Source organism: Spirillospora sp. NPDC048823 (assembly GCF_043198445.1).
Taxonomy (GTDB): Bacteria; Actinomycetota; Actinomycetes; order Streptosporangiales; family Streptosporangiaceae; genus Spirillospora.
Map to the genome: position 1 here is coordinate 154,065 of NZ_JBICUT010000002.1, position 22,116 is coordinate 176,180.

Below are 22,116 nucleotides of genomic sequence, written 5' to 3' on the forward strand. Positions count from 1 at the left end.
CTCCAGCCATGGCACAGGCACGTCTGCTCGGTAACCGCTACCGGCTCGACTCGGTGGTCGGCCGCGGCGGCATGGGCACCGTGTGGCGCGCCTTCGACGTGATGCTCGACCGCGAGGTCGCGGTCAAGGAGGTCCTGCTGCCGCCGGGCCTCAACGACTCCGAACGCGCCGTCCTGTACGAGCGGACGTTCCGGGAGGCGCGGGCGTCGGCGCGGCTGAACCACTCCGGGGTGGTGACCGTCCACGACGTGGTGGAGGAGTCGGACCGCCCGTGGATCGTGATGGAGCTGGTCCTCGCTCCGTCCCTCCAGGATCTGCTGGACCGGGGTCCGATGGAGCACCGCCGCGTCGCCGACATCGGGCTGCAGATGCTCGGCGCGCTGCGGCACGCCCACGAGAAGGGGATCCTGCACCGCGACGTCAAGCCCAGCAACGTGCTGATCACCGACGCGGGCCGGGTCGTGCTCACCGACTTCGGCATCGCACAGGTGGAGGGCGACGCCACCCTCACGCAGACGGGCCTGGTCATGGGTTCGCCCGCCTACATTCCGCCGGAGCGGGCGCAGGGCGAGCGTGCGGTGCCGGCGTCCGACCTGTGGGCGCTGGGCGCGACCCTGTACGCGGCGGTGGAGGGCCGCTCACCCTACGAGCGGTCGGACGCGATGTCGTCGTTGCAGGCCGCGCTGACCGAGCCGGTCCCGCCGCCGCGCAACGCCGGGCCCCTCGCACGGGTACTGGACGGGCTGCTGGCGCGCGAGCCGGTCAACCGGATGACGGCGGCGCAGGCGCAGCCGCTGCTCACCCAGGTGGCGCACCTGCCTCCGCCGCCTCCGCCGCGCTCGTTCCGCCCGCTCCCCTCGCCGGCCGGTGAGACGCTGACGGACGACCCTCCCGGCCGTTACCGGCCCGGCGGCCCGGCCGATGACGCGTCGGAGACCGTGCTCGACCCGGACGAGCTGAACGCGATCACCCGCCGCGACCCGGGCGAGCCGGAACCGATCACCCGCGACGACCCCGGCCGGTTCGGCGACCCCGGCCAATTCGGCGGCCCCGGCCAGGGACAGGGCGCCGGCCAGGGACAGGGCGCCGGCCAGGGACAGGGCGCCGGCCAGGGACAGGGCGCCGGCCAGGGACGGAACGAGAACGGCTCGGCCTACGCGCCCCCGCCGCGTCACGGTCGCGATCAGGAGGCACGGACGTTCCTGGAGACCGAGTGGGTGCCGCCGCCGTCCGGGTCGCAGCCGTCTCAGCAGGGCCTTCCCGCGCAGACCCCGCCGCCGTGGGAGCAGCCGCAGCAGTACACGAACTGGCAGCAGCCCCCTCCGCCGCCCGTCCACGGTCCGATGGGCGACCGGGTGGAGCGCCGCAAGACGGTCCTGGTCGTCACGATCGCGGTGATCCTCGTCGTGGCGGCCGTGCTGGCGGGCGCGTTCATCCTGCGCGGCAAGCTGAGGACGGGCACGGCGGCCCAGGTGGCCGTGATCCAGCCCCGGTGACCTGCGCGCCCGTCAGCCGCCCGCGGACAGGGCGTCCAGTGCGAGACGCAGGTCGGCGACGTGGTCGTCGAGGTCGCCGGCCGGCTCGCCGGCGCGTATCCGGGCCGCGTCGTCCTCGACCCGCTGGAGGCGCTCGTCGAGGGCGGACAGGAACCGGTCGCAGCCCGTCAGGACACCGCCGCCCTCACCGTCCGCGTGGGTCTGCCGCAGCAGCTTCGCCTGCCGCTGCAGTTCCAGGTGGCGGCGGTGCAGGTCGACGAACACCGAGACCTTGGCGCGCAGGAGCCACGGGTCGAACGGCTTGGTGAGATAGTCCGCCGCGCCGGCCTCGTACCCCTGGAACGCCTGCTCGCCGGACGCTCCACCCGCGGTGAGGAAGATGATCGGGATGTCGCGGGTCCGCGGCCGGGACTTGATGTGCCGCGCGGTCTCGAACCCGTCCATCTCCGGCATGACGACGTCGAGCAGGATCAGCGCGAAGTCGTCGTTCAGCAGTTCCTTGAGAGCCGCCTGACCGGAGGTGACCGGCACGACGTCGACCGGGAGGGCGTCGAGGACGGCCGCGAGGGCGGTCAGGTTCTCCTGCCGGTCGTCGACGGCCAGGATCCTCGTGTCGTTCGGCACCGGACTCCTTCGCGTCCATGACGGCCTGTGCCGTCGACCCTGTCATGCCACCCTGTCATGCCCCGGCGGACGACAACAGTGAATCGCCCCAGAGTAAGAATTTCTAGGGCAGCCAGCCCGGTTTGACCAGCCCCGACTCGTAGGCGAACACCACGAGCTGGGCGCGGTCGCGGGCGTGGAGCTTGACCATCGTCCGGCTGACATGGGTCTTCGCGGTCGCCGGGCTCACCACCAGCCGGGCCGCGATCTCCTCGTTCGACAGTCCCTCCCCGACCAGCGCCATCACCTCCCGTTCCCGCTCGGTCAGCGCGTTCAGCCGCGGCGACGGCGCGGGCTCCTTCGCCCGCGCGGCGAACTCGGCGATCAGCCGCCTCGTCACGCTGGGCGACAGCAGCGCGTCCCCGTCCGCGACGGCCCGCACGGCGTGGATCAGCTCCACCGGCTCGGTGTCCTTGACCAGGAAGCCGCTCGCGCCGCCGCGCAGCGCCTCGAACACGTACTCGTCCAGCTCGAACGTGGTGAGGATCACGATCTTGACGCCGTCGAGCCGGTCGTCGGCGGCGATCCGCCGGGTGGCCTCCAGGCCGTCCAGGCCCGGCATCCGGATGTCCATCAGGATGACGTCGGGACGCAGCCGGCGCGCCTGCGCCACCGCCTCCTCGCCGTCGCTCGCCTCTCCGACGACCTCGATGTCGGGCTGCGCGTTCAGGAGCGCCTGGAATCCGGCGCGGACCAGGACCTGGTCGTCGGCCAGCATGACCTTGATGATCGAGCCGCCCTCATCCGGCGCTCCACCAGAGACCCGCATGTTCAGCCCCTCCGAGGGTGAGAATGGCTCATTGCGTCCCCTTTCCGGGTGCCGCGGTGTCCTCCGCCGCGGTGTCGCCGGCCGCGGTGTCGCCCGCCGGCTCCTCGGTCAGGGGGAGGCGCGCGTGCACCCGGAACCCGCCGCCGGGCCGCGGCCCGGCGTCGAACGCGCCGCCGAGAGCCGCCGCCCGCTCCCGCATGCCCCTGATCCCGCTGCCGCCCGGATGGTCGTCCAGGAGGGACACCCCCCGGCCGTCGTCCTCGACCCGCACCACGATCTCGTGTTCACCGTAGGCGATCTGGACCCGCGCCGTCACCGGGCCGGGCCCGGCATGGCGGGTCACGTTCGTCAGCGACTCCTGGACGATGCGGAACGCGGCGAGGTCGGTGCCCGCGTGCAGCGGACGGCGGTCCCCGGTGATCTCCACCTCGACGCGCAGTCCGGCGGAGCGGGCGCGGGCCGCCAGGTCCTCCAGCCGGTCGAGGCCGGCGGTGGGAGTCCGGGGCGCGGTCTCGCCCTGCGACCGCAGCGCTCCGATCACCCCGCGCATCTCGGTGAGCGCGTCCTTGCTGGCATCCTTGATGGCGGCGAGCGCCGTCCTGGCCTGCTCGGGATTCTCGTCCATCAGATGCAGCGCCACCCCCGCCTGCACGTTGATCATCGAGATGTTGTGGGCGAGGACGTCGTGCAGCTCGCGGGCCATCCGCAGCCGTTCCTCGCTGGCCTGGCGGCGTTCCTCCTCGGCGCGGATGCGGGCCGTCTCGGCGGCGCGCTGCGCGCGCATCCGGATCAGCTCTGCGGTGACGAGCACCACCAGCGCCCAGCCGGTGACGAACGTCGCGCCGACGAAGGTCGGCTCCTCCACCGGGAACGCCCCTCCGGAGCCGCGTTCGGCCACCGGGACGCCGATCAGGGACGTCAGGGCGAAGTAGGCGGCGAGGGCGATGCCCGTCCCCGCCCAGGTGACCAGCCGGTGCCCCGCGACGATCGCCGCGAGCATCGCGACGGCCAAGGAGAAGATCACCGGGCCGTAGGTGTAGGCGCGCAGCAGGTAGAGGGCCGTCACCGCCGCGGTCGCGCCCAGCGTGAACACCGGATTCCGGCGGCGCAGCAGAAGCAGTGCCGGGCCGGCCAGGAGGAGACCGTAGCCGAGCGGGTCCAGATCGGTGTGGCCGATGTCGGGTCCGCCGCCCTCCGCCCACGGCGGGCCGGACGGCTCGCCCCCGCGCCCGCCGCCCCCCGGCCCGTCGCCGCCGTGCTCCGCGCCGACCGACCCGAAGATCTGGAAGACCGCGAGGAGGACCGGGACGACCCACACCGGCCACAGGGCGGGACGCGGCCAGTGCGGCCGGACCGGGCCGTGCGGCGGTGAAGTGCTCATGCCTGCACGTTAAGTCATCGGGATCCGGATTCACGTCGGACGTGGGGAGTGTGCGCCGCTACTCCCCGGGACGTACCCGGACGGCCCGTCCGGGTACGTCCCCGCTCACCGTGCTCAGCCTGCGAGCCATTCCCCGGTCTCCACGCTGACCAGGCCGTTCCTGGCCGCCGCGATCACCGCTTCCCGCTGCGAATGCACACCGAGCTTGCTCAGCACGCTCTGCACATGGCTGCGCGCCGTGCTGCGCGTCACCCCCATCGCCTTCGCCAGCGCCTGCGTCGACTCGCCGCGCACCAGCCGGGTCAGCACCTCGCGTTCACGCGGGGTCAGGAACCGGGCGACCTGCTGCGCCTGGTTGCGCGGCCGCGCCGGACCGCGCCGGGTCACCTGATCGACGACGACCTCGCCGTTCGCGACCCTGCGCAGCACGGTGAGGATGTCGCCGGCCTGCTGGCCCTTGTGGGCGAACCCGCGCACGCCCACCGCGATCCCGGCGTCCAGGACCGGCCGCTCAAGGAACCCGGTGAGGACGACGAAGTCCGTGCGCGGGGAGGCCGCCCGCAGCCTCGGCATCCAGTCGAGTGCCGTCCCTGACGGGAACTGCAGGTCGATCAGGCAGATGTCGGGCTGCCTGGCCCGCAGCGCGGGCAGCGCGTCCGCGGGGGAGTAGGTCACCCCGACGACGCTGTGCCCGGCGTCCGCCAGCACCAGCGACAGCGACTCGGCGAAGACCGCGTGGTCATCGCAGATGATCATTCTCATGGGTGGCGCCGCCAGTCGTCGGCGTGCGGTTCGGCCGGCCCGGTGCCCGCGGCCGGCGCGGTGTTCATCGGCGGTGCGGTGTCCGGTGGCGGTGCCGCGGGGAGCCGCATCCGCACCCGCGCGCCGCCCATCTCGCACGTACGGATCTCCAGGCTGCCGCCGTGGCCGGAGATGAGGTCGTGGACGATGCCCAGCCCGAGCGACGCGAGCCCGCCGCGCCGCCCGCCGTGCGCGGCCCCGCCCGGACGCGTCTCCCGGACCGCACCGAACCCGGGCCCGTCGTCATCGACCTGGATGACGATCCAGCCGCGGTCCGTCTCGACCCGCACGTTCACCCGCCGCTCGGCGACGCGGCACGCGTTGTCGAGGACGTTGCGGACCGCGCGCCACAACGCGACCGGATCCATGTGCGCCCAAGCCTCACCGCCGGTGAAGCACACCTCGTGCCGGGTGGCGAGACGCATCCCGGTGACGACCTCCGCGGTGAGGTCGTCGACCCGGATGCGCTCCGGGCCGGGCAGCGGCCGGCAGTCGTCCTTGTCCGGGTCGTCGTCCTCGTCGAGCCGCCGCAGAAGATGGTCGAGCCACCGGGTCTCGCCGAGGAGCTGCTCGACTCGCGCCCGGCTGCCGTCGCCGACGTCCTCCGCGACGACGACCGCCGACGCCAGCATGATGATCGTGCCGAGTTCATGCCGGATGTCGTGCTGCAGCCGCCTCCGCCACAGGACGTCCTCCCCGTGGCCGGCGGCCGCCCCGCCCGATTCGCCGAGGTCCCTCCGCGGACCCGAATCCGCAAGCGTCCCCACGCCCGCCGGAGACGACCGAGACCGCCCGTTGTTCATGAGAACCCCCGTCTGCTATTCCAGCACCCGTCTTAGACGGTCACCCCTGCGACCTGCGGATGTCCAGAGAATTGACCACAACAGACCAGTGCATGTCCACTTCTGGACATGCAGTTGGGCGGCGCAAACTTTTCCCATTGTTGAGGCGTCTCAGCCGGGATAGTCGATTTCTGTCCTCGCCTTTCTTTCATGCCTACGGCGTAGTCGCTTTGCGTATTCCTGCGGGTGTGCCGGCGCGCCCGTGGAGAGACAGTCTCCACATGCCGAAGGTCACATTTCTCGGACATGCGGGGGTCGCGGTGGACGCCGCCGCGTTCCACCTGCTCGCGGACCCGTGGCTCGCGCCGGACGGGGCGTTTCTCGGTGCCTGGCACCAGTATCCGAGAAACGATCACCTCGATGTCGCCGCGTTGCTGGACGCCGACTGGGTCGCGGTCTCGCACGAGCATCTAGATCATTTCGATCCATGGGTCCTCGACCGGCTTCCGGAACGGACCAGAATCCTCATTCCGCGCTATCCGGGACCGGCCTTCCGGGAACGGATGACGGCCGCCGCGGGCGGACGCCAGGTAATCGAGTTGACTTCGTGGGAGAAATTCCCGCTCGACAATCGAGGCTCCTGGATCACCGCGATTCCGGAACTCTCCCCGATGTGCCATGACGCCGCCTTTCTCATCGTCGCCGACGGCCGCGGAATCCTGCACTGCAACGACGCCCGCCTCACTGCCGCGCAGGCGCGCCGCGCCAAGCACCTGGCGGGCCGGCTCGACCTGATGGCCGTGCAGACGTCCGGCGCGTCCTGGCATCCGATCTGCTACGAATACCCGCCCGCCGAGATGGCCAGGGTCTCCATGGACAAGCGGGTGTCCAAGCTCCGTGCCGTGCAGCGCCTCGTCCGGCAGACCGCGCCGGAGCTCGCCGTCCCGTTCGCCGGCCCGCCCTGCTTCCTGGACGCGGAGGTCCGCCACCTCAACTGGGTCCTCGACCAGCGGGAAGGCGCGTTCTGCGACCCGGACGTCTCCACCGCCTGGCTGCGCGAGCACCTCCCGCAGCAACGCTGGGACTACTTCAAACCCGGTGACGTCGTCGACCTCGACACCGGCGAATGCACCCGCGACCCCGTCTCCGCCGAGTTCTCCTTCGCCGACGCCGCCGAATACCTCGACCGCTACGCCGCCGACCGCGCCCCCGCCATCGCCGAGGTGGTGGCCGGCCATCCCGACCCCGGCCCCGACCTCTACGACCGGTTCGTCGCCCACTTCGAGTACCTGGGCGGCCTCAGCGACTACTTCCTCCGCCAGATCGCCATGACCGTCCGCTTCGAGGTCACCGGCCCGAACGGCGGCGTCTGGGACGTGGACTTCTCCCCTGACGGTGTCACCGTGTCCGAAGCCTCCCCGGACGTCCGTCCCCACTACCGCGTCACCGCCGCGGGCCGCTGGATCGACGGCATCCTCACCGGCCGCCTCGCCTGGGAGGACCTCCTCATCTCCTTCCGCGTCAGCCTCTACCGCGACCCCGACGTCTACAACGACTACCTCGTCGGACTCCTCAAGCACGCCAACGCGCCCGCCCTGATGGCCGTCGAGGACTACGAGACCGGACGCGACGAGAGCGAACGCATCACCGTCGAATGCGACGGCAGCCGCTACGACATCCCCCGCTACTGCCCCCACGCGGGCGAAGACCTCTCCGTCGGCGCCGTCGTCCGCGACGGCCAGATCCACTGCCTCGCCCACAACTTCGCCTTCGACCTCGCGACCGGCGAATGCGTCAACGCCCGGGCCGCCAACCTGACAAGCCGCCTGTCCTGATCGGGAGTCACCCCTCCGCCACGCCCGCCCGCGCCGCGTTCTCGCGGCGCGGGCGGTTGAGCGCGGAGACCGGTGCCGTCGGGTGTGTTTCGGTCTGGGCACGGTGGGTTTGCGGCTCTCGGGGTGGGCGGGCCGAGTTGTAACGATGCGAGCACTTCGTGTGTCCGGTACGGGCCTACACATCGTGATGTGTTACGTTTTTTGCCTGCTTAACTGGGGTTTGAAGGGGTGCGCGGGGTGGACCGCAAGAGGCTCGGCCTTATGGCCGTCGCGTTCGTTCTGGTCGTCGGAGTGATGGAGGTTCTGGCCGTGAAACTCGGGTCCATGGAGGTCCCGTTCCCCGCCGGTCCCCAGCAGCAGCCGGCCGTCGCCGACAGCCAGGGACAGGACGACTAGCCCGCGAGGCGGACGTCAGCGGGTGTTCCGGGCCTTGATCATGCTTTGCAGATCGGGGTGGTCGCCGCCGGTGGCGTCGGCGAGGGTGGGGCAGGCCCACTCGTCCTGGTGGCCCCACGAGTAGGAGATCTCCAGCCGGGGGCGCGGCGCCAGGACGTCCCAGCGGGCGAGGATGCTGCGGAACTGGGCCTGCGTGGGAAGCCAGTACTGCTTGTCGCCGTCGGAGCAGCCCTGCCCGAACGCCTGCAGGACGGGGGCGATCCTGGCGCGCGGAATGCCGGCGTCGTCGGCCAGGCGGACCATCCGGTCGATCGCGCCGATGTCGCAGTGTTCGCGGGCCTCCGCCGAGCCCTCGCAGGGGTAGGGGTCGAGGCCGAACAGGTCGACGCCGACGCGCTCGGGTGTGAGGGGCTTCATCGGGAAGTCGGTGAGCGAGATGAACGAGAGCTGCCCGGGTGCGTGCCGTCCGATGTACTCGGCGCGGAGGCGGATGTCCTTGACGATCTCCGGGCATTCGCCGGTGTTCGGCTCGTCCGACAGGTACCAGCCGTAGACCCTCGGGTCGCGTCCGAACCGGTGGACGGCGTCCTTGAACGCCTCGAAGCCGAGTTCGAAGTCCTCGCAGTGGAAGTTCCCCACCCACAGGAACGCCTGCATGCCCGGCGGGACGCCGGCGACGAGGGACGCGTCGGGTTTGACGTCCACCAGGTCGTAGCCGAGTGCCCGGAGGCGCGGGTAGTCGGACGGCTCGGTGTTCAGCGCGATGCGGCGCGTCCCGCCCGGCTCCGCCGCGGGCGTGCCGGGCGAGGCGAGCGGCCCCGGGTAGGGCTCCCGGCTGGACGGCTCCGCACGCTGATGGAACAGGAGCCCCGCGGCCAGCACGACCGCCGCGGCGACGGCCGCGACCCTGAACTGGACGCTCCCCGTATGCATGCCGTACCTTCCCGCCGCCGCTAGGCGGCCGACCCGGGCTCCTTGGCGGGATGCGCGGTCTCGGACGGCTGCGCCACCTCCGTCACCGTCCCGTCCGCCGATACCCGCAGCGGCGGGACGGTGAACCCCAGGACGTACCAGACGGTCTGGGCCAGTGTCCGGAGCGTCGCGCGCATCGACGGGTCGCTCAGGAACACCGCGTCGACGGCGGCCTGCGCCGGCGCGAGCCGCTCGACGTAGAAGGCGAGGTCGACCTCCTCACCGGGAGGGAGCACGTCGGAGTCCCGGAACCTGACCTGGGACACCCCCGTCATCCCGGGCCGGTGATCGAAGACCCACCGCCAGCGCGCGTCGTAGTACACCGCGAGGTCGTAGGTCTCGGGGCGCGGCCCGACGAGCGTCATGTCGCCGCGCAGCACGTTCACGAGCTGCGGCAGCTCGTCCAGATACCAGCGGCGCAGCACGCGGCCGAGCCGGGTGACCCGCGGGTCGCTGGTCGCGGTGACCTTGATGCCGCCGACGTCGCGCCGCATCGTCCGGAACTTGAGGATGGTGAACGGCCGGCCGCCCTGCCCGACCCGGGTCTGCCGGAAGATCCCCGGACCCCGGCTCGTCAGCCGCACCAGCGCGTAGATGAGCACCAGCGGGACGGAGAACAGCAGCAGCCCCGCCAGCGCGCCGGTGACGTCCAGCGCCCGCCGCCCGCGCGAGGGCGGGATGCCCTCGGACGGGTCGACGGGACGGGCGATGAGATCCTCGGACATGGTCACCCCTTGTTCCTCACGTGCTGGAACCACGCCAGCAGAGCCGCGGTGGTGGCGATGAAGGAGACGGACGTCGCGACCGCGGCGCCCCCCGCGCCGTGCGCCGGGATCAGGACGATGCCGAGCACGACGACCACCAGCAGGCCGATGCCCTGCCCGGTGGACGCGGCGCCCGGCCGCCCGACCCCGTACAGGTAGGCCATGATGAGACCCGTCACACCGAACGTGACGACGCCGGCGAGACGGATGTAGGTGGGCACGACCGCGTCCTCGAACACGTCGCCGAACACCCACGGCAGCGCCGTCCCGGCGATGAGCGCGAGCGGCAGCGCGGCGAGCACGGAGATGCCGAGCGCGGGCAGGATGAGGGCCGCGGTACGGCGTGCGGCGCTCCTCTTGTCCTCCCTCGCGAAGTCCGGGTACAGGACGTAGTTCACGGCGAGGCCTGGCAGCTGCACCAGCTCCGCGAACTTGCTCGCGACGGTGTAGACGCCCAGGACCTTCGGCCCGGCGAGCGCGCCCAGCAGCGCCATGTCGAAGCGGAGCTGGAGGAGGTCGATGAGCTGGCCGACGTAGCCCCGGAACCCGTAGCCGGCGATCGACCTGCCGAGCCGCGCGTCCGGCCGGCCCCAGCCGCGGAAGAACCCGCGCCGCCTCAGCCGCCGCGCGATCCACGCCGCGGCGGCGATGTCGGCGAGCACGAGCCCGGCGACGAGAGCGCCCGGCCCGTGCCAGCCCAGCAGGATCGCGACGTAGATCGGCAGGAACACGAACTCCTCGACGGCGATGGCGAGGCTCGCGCCGTTCGGGTCGTCCGTCCCCTGGAGCAGACCCTTCCCGACGGAGACGAACCCCTGCGTGAACGACGGGACGGCCGCGGCGAGCGTCACCCAGACGCCGAACGACTTGAAGAAGACCAGGAACAGCAGCGGGCTCAGCGCGAGCCAGCTCAGGCACGCCAGGAACGCGCCGATGACCGTCAGCCAGGCGAGCGTCGGCCGCACCCGGCTCTGGTCGCGGTCGTCGCGCGCCAGGAAGAAGGGCGCGGCGGCCGGCAGCCCCGCGTTCGACAGGTGGCAGAGCAGCCCCGGCAGAATCCGGACCAGGGTGAACGCCCCGACCAGCTCCGGCCCGCCGACCCGCGCGACGAGGATCGTCGCGACCCCCAGCGACGCCAGCGCCCCCACCCGCGCCGCCATGTTCCCGGCGACCAGCGACACGAGCCGTTTGCGCACCGACTTCACCGCCTCGCCCCTGGACTCGGGCGGCGCGCCGGTCGTCCCGGGAGGCGCGGTATCCGTTCCGCGAGGCGCGGAGCCTGCTTCGGGAAGCACGGTTCTCGGTTCGGGGGGCGTGGTTCTCGGTTCGGGGGGCGCGGTTCTCGGTTCGGGGGGCGCGGTTCTCGGTTCGCGAGGAGCGGTGCCGGTATCGGGGAGCGCGGTGCCGGTCCGGCGGCCGAAGAGGTCGAGGGCGGCGATGAGGCCGAAGAAGGCGAAGCCGTGCCGGTAGTGCAGGACCTCGTAGAACAGGGCGCAGATGAGGAACACGGCGAGGAGGGCCCCGAAGAGCTCGGGATGCGGGACGAGCCGCGCGTACTCGGGCTTCAGCGCGTCCCGCCGCGCGATCCGCACCGACCTCAGTACCAGGACCGACACGATCAGGATCAGCGCGACCCCGCCGATGAACCCGCGTTCCAGGACGGAGGCGATGTAGTCGTTGTGCGCCTCGCGGACGTACGTCTCCTGCCGGACGAGCATCTGCCTCTCGGTCTGCGCGGCGCCGATGCCCCACGGGTGGTCCTGCGCCTCGATCATGTGCCAGGTCGTGGTGAAGACGGCGCCGCGCGACTCGGTGCTCTCCCCGGTGGTCCGGCCGATGGAGTCGCGGATGATCGGGGACATCTCGCTGGCGCGGTCCAGAGCCGGCTGGACGTCGATCTGCGTGACCGCGGCGACCGCGCCGCCGCCGAAGAACACGGCGGCGGCGCCGACCGCGACGGCGTGGTGGGCCTTGCCCTCGCGGAACAGCCGGAACACGTAGCCGAGCAGCAGCGCGCAGCACAGCGCGAGCAGGCCGCCGTTCGAGCCGGTCAGCAGTTCGGCGGCGATGAGGATCCCGCACACGGCCCGGCGCCGCCATCTCCCCTCCGGGAAGCGGGTCGCGCGCGCGATGAAGAAGACGCAGATGAACCAGTTGGCCGCGTAGTTGGCGTCGCCGAAGGTGAACATCAGGCGCTCGCCGTCGACCTGCTTGCCGGAGACCGCGTCGTTCCCGATCGCGAAGCCGGTCATCATGACGAGCGCGTAGACCGTGCCGATCCAGACGAAGGCGCGCAGCGCGACGCGGAGCAGGGACGGGTCGCGGCCGAGGTTGGCGACGCAGACCGCCCACAGCAGCACGAACAGGTCCTTGACGAGGGTGAGCGCCCCGACGTCGTCGTTGGCGAGCGCCGCGATGCCGCCCGCGAGGACCGTCAGCAGGGTGGGCAGCAGGTACGGCCAGCGGACGGGCAGCTTCCGCGTCCCCGCCCACAGGAACGTCGTGATGGCGAACAGGACCAGGACTACATCGGGCAGCGCCGTGTTGCCGGGCCCGGGAGCGAGCCCGGCGGGCATCAGCATCGGCAGCGACGCGATGCCGGCGACGAGGGCGACCGCCTCCGGCCGCCACCGCCGCCGGGCCCCCGGCGGCGCCGCCGCCTCCCCCGGCGCCCCGGCCGGGACGGTCGCGAGCCGTCCCGCCGCCTTGGTCGCTGTCGCCGTCATGACCGCTGGTAGGGCCGCCTGGAAGTGCCCCGGTACGTCTCGTCCAGCACCGTGCCGAGGTGTGCGGGGGTGAACCACTCGCCGATCCGGCCGCGGGCGCGTTCGGCCATCCGGTCGGCGGCGGCCGGGTCGTCCAGCATCGCCGCGATGGCGCCGGCGAGCCGCTCCGGGTCCTCCGGCGGGACGAGCAGGCCGGTCTCCCCGGCGAGGACGAGGTCCTGGTTGGACGGGACGGCCGTCGCCACGAGCGGGATCCCGGCGCTGATCGCCTCGACCAGCACGCAGGGCAGGCCCTCCCAGCGGCTCGCCATCGCCATCAGGTCGAACGCGGGCAGGACGGCGGCGACATCGTCGCTGTGCCCGAGCCAGCGCATCCGGTCCTCGACGCCGAGCTTCGCGGTGAGCTTCGCCAGCCGGTCCGCCATCGGGCCGCCGCCGACCCACAGCCCGAACACGTCGTCCGGCAACCGGGCGATGGCCCTCGCGAAGATCTCCGGGCCCTTCTGGAAGGTGAGCCGTCCGATCGACCCGACGACCTTCACACCGAGGGGCAGGTCGAGGCGGCGGCGCGCCTGCGCCCTGGCCCCGGGGACGGTCGCGTACGCGTCGACGTCCACGGCCGGCCACGACAGCCGTACCCGCTCCGGCGTCGTGAGGCCGAGCCGCAGCGCGGTCGTCACCGTGTCCGTCCCGACTCCGAGGAACGCGTCGGTGTGCTTGGCGGCGATGCGTTCGAGGCGGATGTAGGCGGTGCGCCGCGCCCACGACTGGAACTCGTTGAACGGGAACCCGTGCCACGTGTGCACGATGCGGGGCACGCCGGCGCGTGCCGCCGCCAGCCGCCCGATGACGCCGGCCTTGGACGAGTGGGTGTGGACGACGTCGTACCGGCCTTCCGCCAGCACCCTGGTGAGGGTGGACAGCGCGGCGAGGTCGTCGCGCGGCGAGATCTGCGGCACCAGCGGCCCCACCTGGACGATCTCCATCCCGGCGCGGTGCGCCGCGGGCGTGAGGTCCCCGGCGGCGGCGTTGGCGACGGCCTCGTCGCCGTGGAGCACGGTGCCGCGGGCGGTCGTGCCGCCGCCGGAGAGGGGCTCGCTGTCCATGCCGACGCCGCCGGTGACGATCGCCCGCTCGTACGTGCCGTCCGGCAGCGCCAGGGCCCCGTTCAGCGCCACCCGGCCGCCGCCGCCGTTGAAGCGGGTGATCACCTGCGCGACTCGCAGTTTCCTGGCTGTACTCACGACTCACCTCTGGTCACGGGTCACCCCTGGTCACTGGTCACCTCTGGTCGCGGGTCACCTCTGGTCACGGGTCACCTCACGGGACGGGTGGGGACGCCGGGCCGGGCGGTACTCCGGCAGCAGGCGGCGCAGCAGCAGCCGCACCTGCGCCGCGTCGCCCGCCTCGGCCGCCGCGGCGAGCGCGTCGAGCAGCCGCGGCAGCCCGGCGGGCGGCGGCACCGGCCGGGTTCCCCAGATCTTCGGGTGGGCGGTGCGGATGCGGCGCTCGGAGTCGGCGAACGCCTTCTCGGTGAGCTTCTCACCGGGCCCGAGCCCGCTGAACCTGACCGTCACCGCGGGCGTGCGGAGCTGCGCGGCGTACCGCTGTACGAGGTCGAGCACCGGGACGGGACGGCCCATGTCGAGCGCGAACGTCTCCGCCTCCTCCGCGAGCGCCGCCGCCTCGATCAGCAGACCCGCCGCCTCCGTCACCGTCATGACGTGCCGCGCCGCCTCCGGATGCGTGAGGGTGATGACCTCACCGGCCGCGATGCGGTGCGCGAGCGGGCCGCTCGGGCCGGGCGTCCCGAGCGCGCCCGGCGGAGCGGCCGGCGCGCCGATGACGTCGCCGACGCGGACGGCCGCGAAGCATGTCGGGCCGCCGGTCGCCGTCTGCAGCAGCAGTTCCCCGAGCCGCATCGTCGCGCCCAGCACCGACGTCGGCTCCGCCGCCCGGTCGGACGAGACGAGCACGAGCCGCCGCACCCCGTGCCGCACCGCGCTGTCGACGACGTGCCGGGTGCCGAGCACGTTGTCGGCGACGCCGCGGCAGGGATCGTCCTCGACCGCCGACAGCCGGTTCTGGCCCGCCGCGTGGAAGAGCAGCTCGGGCCGCGCGTCCCCGATGAGGCCGTCGACGCGGTCGGCGTCCCGCACGTCCGCCTCGGCGACGGTGACGCGGACGTCCGGGTCGCCGCCCGGCTTCCCGGCCAGCTCGCGGGCGAGCCGCTCCAGCCCGCGCCCGTCCTTGTCGACGAGGCACAGTGCGTCCGGGCCGAGCCGCCGGATCCGTCGGCAGAGCGCGCCGCCGACCGTCCCGCAGGCGCCGGTGACGAGCACCCGCCTGCCGCGCAGGAGGCGCTGCCCCCGCGGGTCGGCGAGGACGATCTCGTCCCGGTCCAGCAGCAGGGCGAGCGGGCTGGCGGCCGGCGCGGCCGAGGCGGCCGCGGCGGGTCCGGCGCACGTCGCGCCCAGGATCCGGCGGAGCCGGTGCGGCGAGTACCAGCGCACGGTCAGTTCCGGGTCCGCAGTGCCTCGGCGAGGGCGGCGACGACCCGGTGCTGGCCGTCCTCCGTCAGTCCCGGGTAGAGCGGCAGCGACAGCAGTTCCTCCCCGACGCGGTCGGTCACGGGCAGCAGCCCGCACTCCTCCTCGCCGAGGAGCGCCCGGTAGGCGGTCAGCTGGTTCGCCGGGATGAAATGGACGGACGTCCCGACGCCCGCCGCCTGCATCGCGTCGCCGACCGCGTCGCGGTCCGGGACGCGCACCTGGTAGAGGTGCCAGGCGTGCTGGACGCCGTCGAGGCTGCGGCGCTGCGGGAGGACGACCCCGGGCAGCCCGGCCAGCGCCTCGTCGTAGCGGGCGACGAGTTCCGCGCGGGCCTGCTGCCAGCCCGGCAGCGAGCGGATCTGGGCGCGTCCGATCGTCGCCTGGGAGTCGGTCATGTTGGCCTTCAGCCCGATGGCCTTCACGTCGTACCGCCAGCTTCCGCCCGGCAGGTACCGCTTCCACGAGTCCTTGCTCATCCCGTGCAGCCGCAGCGACCGGACCCGGTCGGCGAACTCCTCGTCGTTCGTCGCGACCGCGCCGCCCTCGCCGATCGGCATGTTCTTCGTCGCGTAGAAGGAGAAGCACGCCGCATGGGAGGCCGACCCGACGGGGGCGCCGCCGCGCGCCGCGCCCGGTCCGTGCGCGGTGTCCTCCACCACCCGCGTCCTGTCGAGGCCGGCCGCCGCGGCGAGGGCCGGCACGTCCACCGGGTAGCCGCCCTGGTTCTGGGTGACCATCGCGGCGGGCTTCACCCGGGCCGCGGCCGCGGCGACCGTCTCCGGGCTCGGCACCAGCGTCTCCTCGTCGATGTCGACCAGGACGGGACGGTGCCCGGCGTGCAGGATCGCGTTGATCGCGCCGCAGAACGTCAGGCTGGGCGTCAGCACCGGCGACCCCGGCGGCAGGCCCATCGCGCGGAGGCTCAGCTCCAGCGCGCTCGTGCACGAGGCGACCGCGACGACGTGCGCGGCGCCGAGGTGGTCGGCGAACTCCTGCTCGAACGCGGCGGTCTCCGGGCCCGTGGTGAGCCATCGGGAGTCGAGCACCTTGGCGACCGCGTCGGGCACCCCGTCGGTGAGCGGCGGGACGCAGAACGGAACGGCTGGACTCATCTGGCTACTCCTTGTTCTTTCGCGCTCGGGCGGCCTTCCGCGCTTTGGCGGCCTTCCGCCCCTTGGCGGTCTTCTGCGCCCTCGCGGGCCTGTGGGATGTCGCCTTGCGTGATGTGGCCACGACGCCGAGCAGCGGCCAGCCGGAGGCGGCGACCAGGTCGCAGACCGTCTCCAGCCCGGACACCGTCGTCACCGGCCCGACGGCCACGACCACGCCGACCGCGTCGTCCGCGCCCGGGTCGATGTCCTCGAACGCGTGCACGTGGCACAGCCGGCGGACCGGGACCGGCTGAGTGATCTCCGACGGGGACGCCTCGCCGGGCTTCTTCGTCATGACGGCGGCGCCACCGCCGGCGCGGACCACCGACGTGCCGCTCCGGCCGCCGTGCCCGCCGCTGTTCAGGGACGGCCCACCGCCGTCCGCGCCGGGCGACCCGCCCCCGCCGGGTTCACCGCCCCCGCCGGGGCCGCCGCCCCCGCCGCCTTCGCCGGGTCCGCCGCGCTCCGGCCGGGCCGTGACGAGCTTCGTCTCGTTCCCGTACACCGCCGAGGCCACCGCCGACACCAGTTCGGCGGGCAGGGGCCCGGGTGCGCCGACCAGCGTGACCCGTCCGACGTCCTCCTTCTTCGCCGCCAGCCGCACCCGCCGGCCGAGGTCGGCGAGCTGCGCGGGCCCCTTGTCGGCCCAGCCGAGCAGTGGCACCCCGAGCCGCCGCGCGACCCGCCGCTGCCCCGGGATCGTGGGCCGGACCATCTCCGCCACGACCGCGATCAGGATCCCGCCGACCAGCCCGACCAGCCCCGCGATCGCCGACATCATCACCATCGGGTCCGACTTCGGGGCGAGCACGGCGGGCTGCACCACCGACGCCGTCCCGGCCGACGTGAGCTGCGTCAGCAGATCCGAGCGGTTCGACCGCAGGTCCGTCAGCTCCGACTGCACCCGCTCCCGCTCGTTCGCGGCCTCGACGTCCGGGACGGGCCCGGCCGCCCGCCGCGACAGCGGCCCGAGCCGGCCCTCCAGTTGCCGGAGGCGCTTGCCGATCTCGTCGAGCCGCTGCCTGATCGCACTCTGGTTGGACTCGTTGATCTCCCTGACGACCTCGGTTCCGATGGCGTCCGCCAGCTTCCGCGCCACGACCGGGTCGGCGTCCTTCACCGACAGCTCCACGACCGTGGACGTCCCGAGCCCGGACACGTCGATGGCCTTCGCGAGCTTCGGAACCGACCGGTCGACCCGCTGCCGCCGCAGCACCTCGCGCAGCAGGGTGTCGCCGGTCGCGAACGCCTTCACCTGGCTGACCACGATGCTCACGCCCGCGTCCCCGGCCGCCGCGTCGGTCACCTCGCCGCCCGCCTGCAGCCGCGTCTTCGCGACCGACGGCGGCTGCTGCGTGCTCATCAGGAGCGCCACCAGCGTCAGCGGAAGAACCGTCATGACCAGCAGGACCGCCCAGTAGCTGCGAACCACCCGCGCCGCGACTTCGTCGATCTCCACGAGCTTCCCTCCGGCACGTCGCGGGCTTCTCCGGCTTTGTCACGGCGAGCGTAAGAAGGCCCGTTACCGGAGCAATCGCTCAAAAGACGACCCCGGCCTACGCCGTTTGCACCAGGGACCCAGGGACGACCCAGGGACGACCCAGGGACGACCAGGGCACGACCCAGGGCACGCCCCCGGGACCGCACCGCGCAGGTCAGGGATCCGACGGCCGCATGCCGGCCCGCATGGCGAGGGTGATCGCCTCCAGGGCGGAGTGCACGTCGAGCTTGGCCAGCAGGTTCTGCGTGTGGGTGCGGACGGTGTTCGCCGACAGGCCGAGCCGTTCGGCGATCTCCGCGCGGCCCAGGCCGTCCACCATGCACTGCAGCACCTCCCGCTCACGCGGCGTCAGCCCCGCGAGCAGCCGTGCGCTGCCGTTCGGCTCCCCGTCGTCCCGCATGAGGCGGCGCAGCACCTCGCCCAGCACGTCCGGCGGGATCCACCCGCCCCGCCGCGCCGCCGACCGGATCACGCGGGCGACCAGGTCGGCGCTCTCGGTCTTCTCCAGCCAGCCCACGGCGCCGCGCCGGACGGCCCGTACCAGCGCGTCCAGGTCGCTCATCGCGGTCAGCACCACGACCCGGACGTCCGGACTCGACTCGCGGACCCGGTCCAGGACGTCCAGGCCGCTCTCCGCGCCGAGCGTCAGGTCGAGGACGAGCACGTGGGGGCGCTCGGTGGCGGTCAGCGCGAGTGCGCGCCGCACGTCGTCGGCGATCGGCAGGATCACCAGATCGGGTTCGCGGCCCAGCCGCGCCGCGAGGGCCTCGGCGAACAGCGCGTGATCGTCCACGATGAGGACGCGGATCGGTTGCATCCACCGACGATGACCGGCGCCGGCGCCGAGCGGATCCTGCAAACGCTGTACTCGCGCCGGACGCCCCTCCCGGACGCCCCTCCCGGACGCCGCCCGTTCGCACGGCGCCCGTTCGGACGGCGCCCGTTCGGACGGCGCCCGTTCGGACGGCGCCCGTTTGGGACATCCGTATGTCGTGCGGCCACGCTCGGCGATCTTCGCTGGTGACGGCCCGGAAGAACTCGTGCGCGGACGCTCCGGCGTCCCCGCGGGTTCACCGGCGTCCGGTGCCGGTCACCCGGCGTGCGGGACGTTGACCGTCCGGGTTCCCCTGCTGATCCTGTGCGTGACCGTTCAGGGGACGCACTGGCCATCTGGGGGATGCCACATGAAAGTCCTGATCACCGGGGGAGCCGGGTTCATCGGCAGCACCATCGCCTCCGCCTTCGCCGAACGCGGGGTGACGCCCGTGGTGCTCGACAGCCTGATCACGGGCCGGCCGGAGTTCGCCGACGGCAAGATCTTCTACCAGGGCGACATCGGCGACGGGGACCTGGTCGACGAGATCTTCCGCGACCACCCCGACATCATCGCGACCGTCCACTGCGCGGCGCTGATCGTGGTGCCCGACTCGATGACCGACCCGCTGCGCTACTACCGGGTCAACCTCAGCAGGACCCTCGACCTCGCCGGTCACCTCGTCCGCAACGGCTGCGACCGGATGATCTTCGCGTCCACCGCCGGGATGTACCGCCCCGAGCCGGACCTGTCGGTCTCCGAGACGTCGGCCCTGGAACCGCAGAACCCCTACACCCGCTCGAAGATGATGGCCGAGCTCCTTCTGGAGGACCTCACCAAGGCCCAGGGCCTGCGCGTCATCTCGCTGCGCTACCTCAACCCGATCGGCGCGGACCCGCAGCTGCGCACCGGACTGCAGAGCAGCAGACCCACGCACGCCCTCGGCAAGATGATCGAGTGCCATGAACTCGGCGTCCCCTTCAAGATCACCGGCGTGAACTGGGAGACCCGCGACGGCACGGCGATCCGCGACTACATCCACGTCTGGGACATCGCCCGCGCCTTCTACGAGGCCGCGCTCCGCTTCGACTCCCTCATTCCGCCGCTGGGCGGCCGGTCCGGCTACCAGGTCATCAACCTCGGCACCGGCGACGGCACCACCGTCCGCGAACTCGTCGAAGCCTTCCGCGAGGTCGTCGGCGACTCGTTCCAGGCCGAGGAGGCCCCCGCCCGCCCCGGCGACGTCGTCGGCGCCTACGTCAACCCGGCCAAGGCACGTGAGCTGCTCGGCTGGAAACCCGAGTACAACATCGAAGACGCCATCCGCCACTCACTCCAATGGTCCGAACGCCGCCGGCGGCTGGACGTCCTCGAACCCCAGGCCACCTGACCCGCGAAACGGCCCCGGCCCACCCCGGCTGACGGCCGGGCTTCAGGCCGTTGAGCCTCCGCCCGCACGGGCCCGTCCGGGCCTCCCGGCGCCATCGACGCGACGGGAGGACGGGACGGGCCCTGCCGTCGCGTTCGGGCGCCGGCTCCGCGGGGGCGGCCATCCCGGATGAGCGTCGTGCAAGATGATGGGGCGATATCTGAGCAGATTGCTCAGGTTCGATCTGACTTCTTGCCGGAGCTGAGCGTTCGTGACCCGTACCACCCTCCTCGACCTGCAGATCCTTCGCCGCCTCGTCGAGCAGCCCCGCATCGGCATCACCGAACTGGCGGCGAGGCTCGGCATCGCCCGCAACACCGCCCACGCTCGCGTCGACAGGCTCGAACGCGACGGCGTCATCGGCCACCGCGGCCGCGAGGTCGACCTCGGCGCCATCGGTTTCGAGCTGACCGCGTTCGTCACCCTCGAAGTCGCCCAGGGCCGCCTCCGCGAAGCCGCCGCCGCGCTGGCCGCGATCCCGCGCGTCCTGGAGGTCCTCGGCATCACCGGACAGGGCGACCTCCTCGTCCGCGCGGTCGCGCCGAACGGCAAGCAACTCCACGAGGTGATCGATTCGATCCTCGCCTGCCCCGGCGTCCGCCGCAGCACCACCTCGATCGTCCTCACCCACCAGGTCCCGTTCCGGGTGGGCCCGCTCCTGGAGGACGAGGAACGCCGAGCCCGCGAGGACCAGAAACCAGGACGCTGACGCCCTCCCGGCCCCTTCCCTCCCGCCCCTTCCCTCCCCGCCCCCTTCCTCCCCGTCTCTTCCTTCCGGGCCGGTACCGGTGGCATCCTGCCTGAACAAAGGTTAAGGAGATTTTATGGATTTCCACCTTCCGGCTGAGTTGACCCGGAGGCTCGCCGAGCTGGACGCGTTCATCGAACGGGAGATCGCTCCGCTCCAATCCCAGGACGACAACGAGCGCTTCTTCGACCACCGCCGCGAGTACGCGCGCACCGACTTCGAGAACGGCGGGGTGCCCCGTCCCGAGTGGGAGGAACTGCTCGGCGAGATGTTCCGGCGCGCCGACGCGGCGGGGTGGCTGCGCTACGGGCTGCCCAAGGAGGTCGGCGGCTCCGACGGGACGAACCTCGACATGGCGGTGATCCGCGAGCACCTGGCGCACAAGGGCCTGGGCCTGCACAACGACCTGCAGAACGAGGCGTCCGTCGTCGGGAACTTCCCGTTCGCGCACATGCTCCTGGAGTTCGGGACGCCCGAGCAGAAACAGGAGTACCTGGAGCCGATGCTCGCAGGGGACAAGCGGATCGGCTTCGGCCTGACCGAACCCGAGCACGGCAGCGACGCCACCTGGATGGAGACCACCGCGGTCCGCGACGGCGGCGACTGGATCATCAACGGCGCCAAGCGGTTCAACTCGGGCATGCACTCCGCCACCCACGACGTGGTCTTCGCCCGGACGAGCGGCGAACCGGGCGACGCCAGGGGGATCACCGCGTTCTTCGTCCCGACCGACGCGCCGGGCTTCTCGGTCGACTTCCACTGGTGGACGTTCAACATGCCCACCGACCACGCCGAAGTGACCATCCGGGACGTGCGGGTACCGCATTCGTCGGTCTTCGGGGGCGAGGGCGAGGGCCTGGCCGTGGCGCAGACGTTCGTCCACGAGAACCGGATCCGGCAGGCGGCCTCCGGAGTCGGCGCCGGGCAGTACTGCGTGGACCGCAGCGTCGAGTACGCCCGCCGGCGCGTGACGTTCGGCCGTCCGCTGGCGACGCGGCAGGCGGTCCAGTGGCCGCTGGTCGAATTGCAGACCGAGGCCGAGATGCTGCGCGGGCTGATCCGCAAGACCGCCTGGGAACTGGACCGGCTGCCGCACATGGAGATCAGCGACCGGGTCTCGATGTGCAACTACCGGGCCAACCGGTTCGTCTGCGAGGCCGCCGACCGCGCGATGCAGGTGCACGGCGGTCTCGGCTACACGCGGCACACGCCGTTCGAGCACATCTACCGCCATCACCGCCGGTACCGCATCACCGAGGGTTCCGAGGAGATCCAGATGCGCAAGGTCGCCGGCTACCTGTTCGGCTTCGCCGGCCCGAACAGGGCGAGGGACTAG

The 22,116-nt window shown here is 72.5% G+C and carries 19 protein-coding genes; 6 read left to right on the forward strand and 13 right to left on the reverse strand.

The features are described 5' to 3' along the window. The first annotated feature begins 8 nt into the window (after window positions 1-8). On the forward strand, window positions 9-1,496 hold the full coding sequence (locus ACGFK0_RS04360; protein WP_392899948.1) for a serine/threonine-protein kinase: 1,488 nt from the start codon (window positions 9-11) through the stop codon (window positions 1,494-1,496). A gap of 12 nt (window positions 1,497-1,508) precedes the next feature. On the opposite strand, the gene ACGFK0_RS04365 is transcribed toward ACGFK0_RS04360, so the two are convergent. The 5 genes from ACGFK0_RS04365 to ACGFK0_RS04385 all read right to left on the reverse strand — a co-directional run bounded on the left by ACGFK0_RS04365 (window position 1,509) and on the right by ACGFK0_RS04385 (window position 5,877). Then, a complete protein-coding gene (locus ACGFK0_RS04365; RefSeq protein ID WP_392899951.1) occupies window positions 1,509-2,120 on the reverse strand; it encodes a two-component system response regulator in 612 nt (203 codons plus the stop codon). Between the two features lie 103 nt (window positions 2,121-2,223). Further along, window positions 2,224-2,889, reverse strand: coding sequence for a response regulator (locus ACGFK0_RS04370; protein WP_392901423.1), 666 nt, complete (start codon window positions 2,887-2,889; stop codon window positions 2,224-2,226). A 67-nt stretch (window positions 2,890-2,956) separates the two neighbouring features. Beyond that, entirely contained in the window at window positions 2,957-4,309 is a 1,353-nt protein-coding gene (locus tag ACGFK0_RS04375) for a sensor histidine kinase (protein WP_392899953.1), read from the reverse strand. A gap of 114 nt (window positions 4,310-4,423) precedes the next feature. Beyond that, a complete protein-coding gene (locus ACGFK0_RS04380) occupies window positions 4,424-5,071 on the reverse strand; it encodes a response regulator (protein ID WP_392899956.1) in 648 nt (215 codons plus the stop codon). Then, window positions 5,068-5,877 carry a sensor histidine kinase gene (locus ACGFK0_RS04385; protein WP_392899959.1) on the reverse strand — a complete coding sequence of 270 codons (810 nt, stop codon included), beginning with the start codon at window positions 5,875-5,877 and terminating at the stop codon, window positions 5,068-5,070. Before ACGFK0_RS04385 ends, ACGFK0_RS04380 begins: the two co-directional genes overlap by 4 nt. A 296-nt stretch (window positions 5,878-6,173) precedes the next feature. On the opposite strand from ACGFK0_RS04385, the gene ACGFK0_RS04390 reads away from it, so the two are divergent. Beyond that, window positions 6,174-7,727, forward strand: coding sequence for a Rieske 2Fe-2S domain-containing protein (locus ACGFK0_RS04390; protein WP_392899962.1), 1,554 nt, complete (start codon window positions 6,174-6,176; stop codon window positions 7,725-7,727). A 237-nt stretch (window positions 7,728-7,964) separates the two neighbouring features. Next, entirely contained in the window at window positions 7,965-8,123 is a 159-nt protein-coding gene (locus tag ACGFK0_RS04395) for a hypothetical protein (RefSeq protein ID WP_392899965.1), read from the forward strand. 15 nt (window positions 8,124-8,138) lie between these two features. On the opposite strand, the gene ACGFK0_RS04400 is transcribed toward ACGFK0_RS04395, so the two are convergent. From ACGFK0_RS04400 to ACGFK0_RS04435, 8 genes are all read right to left on the reverse strand, one after another. Beyond that, a complete protein-coding gene (locus ACGFK0_RS04400) occupies window positions 8,139-9,056 on the reverse strand; it encodes a hypothetical protein (RefSeq protein ID WP_392899968.1) in 918 nt (305 codons plus the stop codon). Window positions 9,057-9,076: 20 nt separating this feature from the next. Beyond that, on the reverse strand, window positions 9,077-9,820 hold the full coding sequence (locus ACGFK0_RS04405) for a sugar transferase (protein ID WP_392899969.1): 744 nt from the start codon (window positions 9,818-9,820) through the stop codon (window positions 9,077-9,079). 2 nt (window positions 9,821-9,822) lie between these two features. Further along, complete coding sequence (locus ACGFK0_RS04410; RefSeq protein WP_392899971.1) at window positions 9,823-12,585, reverse strand: O-antigen ligase family protein; 2,763 nt, start codon at window positions 12,583-12,585, stop codon at window positions 9,823-9,825. Continuing rightward, window positions 12,582-13,829: a glycosyltransferase gene (locus ACGFK0_RS04415; RefSeq protein WP_392899974.1), complete on the reverse strand. Its 1,248-nt coding sequence runs from the start codon at window positions 13,827-13,829 to the stop codon at window positions 12,582-12,584. The genes ACGFK0_RS04410 and ACGFK0_RS04415 overlap by 4 nt, the downstream gene beginning before the upstream one ends. Before the next feature lie 54 nt (window positions 13,830-13,883). Beyond that, window positions 13,884-15,098, reverse strand: coding sequence for a polysaccharide biosynthesis protein (locus ACGFK0_RS04420; RefSeq protein WP_392899976.1), 1,215 nt, complete (start codon window positions 15,096-15,098; stop codon window positions 13,884-13,886). Window positions 15,099-15,100: 2 nt separating this feature from the next. Then, a complete protein-coding gene (locus ACGFK0_RS04425) occupies window positions 15,101-16,249 on the reverse strand; it encodes a DegT/DnrJ/EryC1/StrS family aminotransferase (RefSeq protein WP_392899979.1) in 1,149 nt (382 codons plus the stop codon). Between the two features lie 4 nt (window positions 16,250-16,253). Beyond that, window positions 16,254-17,747 (reverse strand): hypothetical protein, encoded by a 1,494-nt coding sequence (locus ACGFK0_RS04430; RefSeq protein ID WP_392899982.1) that lies wholly within the window; start codon window positions 17,745-17,747, stop codon window positions 16,254-16,256. A 196-nt stretch (window positions 17,748-17,943) separates the two neighbouring features. Continuing rightward, on the reverse strand, window positions 17,944-18,606 hold the full coding sequence (locus tag ACGFK0_RS04435; RefSeq protein ID WP_392899985.1) for a response regulator: 663 nt from the start codon (window positions 18,604-18,606) through the stop codon (window positions 17,944-17,946). A gap of 367 nt (window positions 18,607-18,973) precedes the next feature. Between ACGFK0_RS04435 and galE the strand changes: the two genes are divergently transcribed. The 3 genes from galE (at window position 18,974) to ACGFK0_RS04450 (ending at window position 22,116) form a co-directional block, all read left to right on the forward strand. Next, complete coding sequence (galE, locus tag ACGFK0_RS04440; protein ID WP_392899988.1) at window positions 18,974-19,993, forward strand: UDP-glucose 4-epimerase GalE; 1,020 nt, start codon at window positions 18,974-18,976, stop codon at window positions 19,991-19,993. A gap of 250 nt (window positions 19,994-20,243) precedes the next feature. Further along, window positions 20,244-20,741 (forward strand): Lrp/AsnC family transcriptional regulator, encoded by a 498-nt coding sequence (locus ACGFK0_RS04445; protein ID WP_392899991.1) that lies wholly within the window; start codon window positions 20,244-20,246, stop codon window positions 20,739-20,741. A gap of 115 nt (window positions 20,742-20,856) precedes the next feature. After that, entirely contained in the window at window positions 20,857-22,116 is a 1,260-nt protein-coding gene (locus tag ACGFK0_RS04450; protein ID WP_392899994.1) for an acyl-CoA dehydrogenase family protein, read from the forward strand.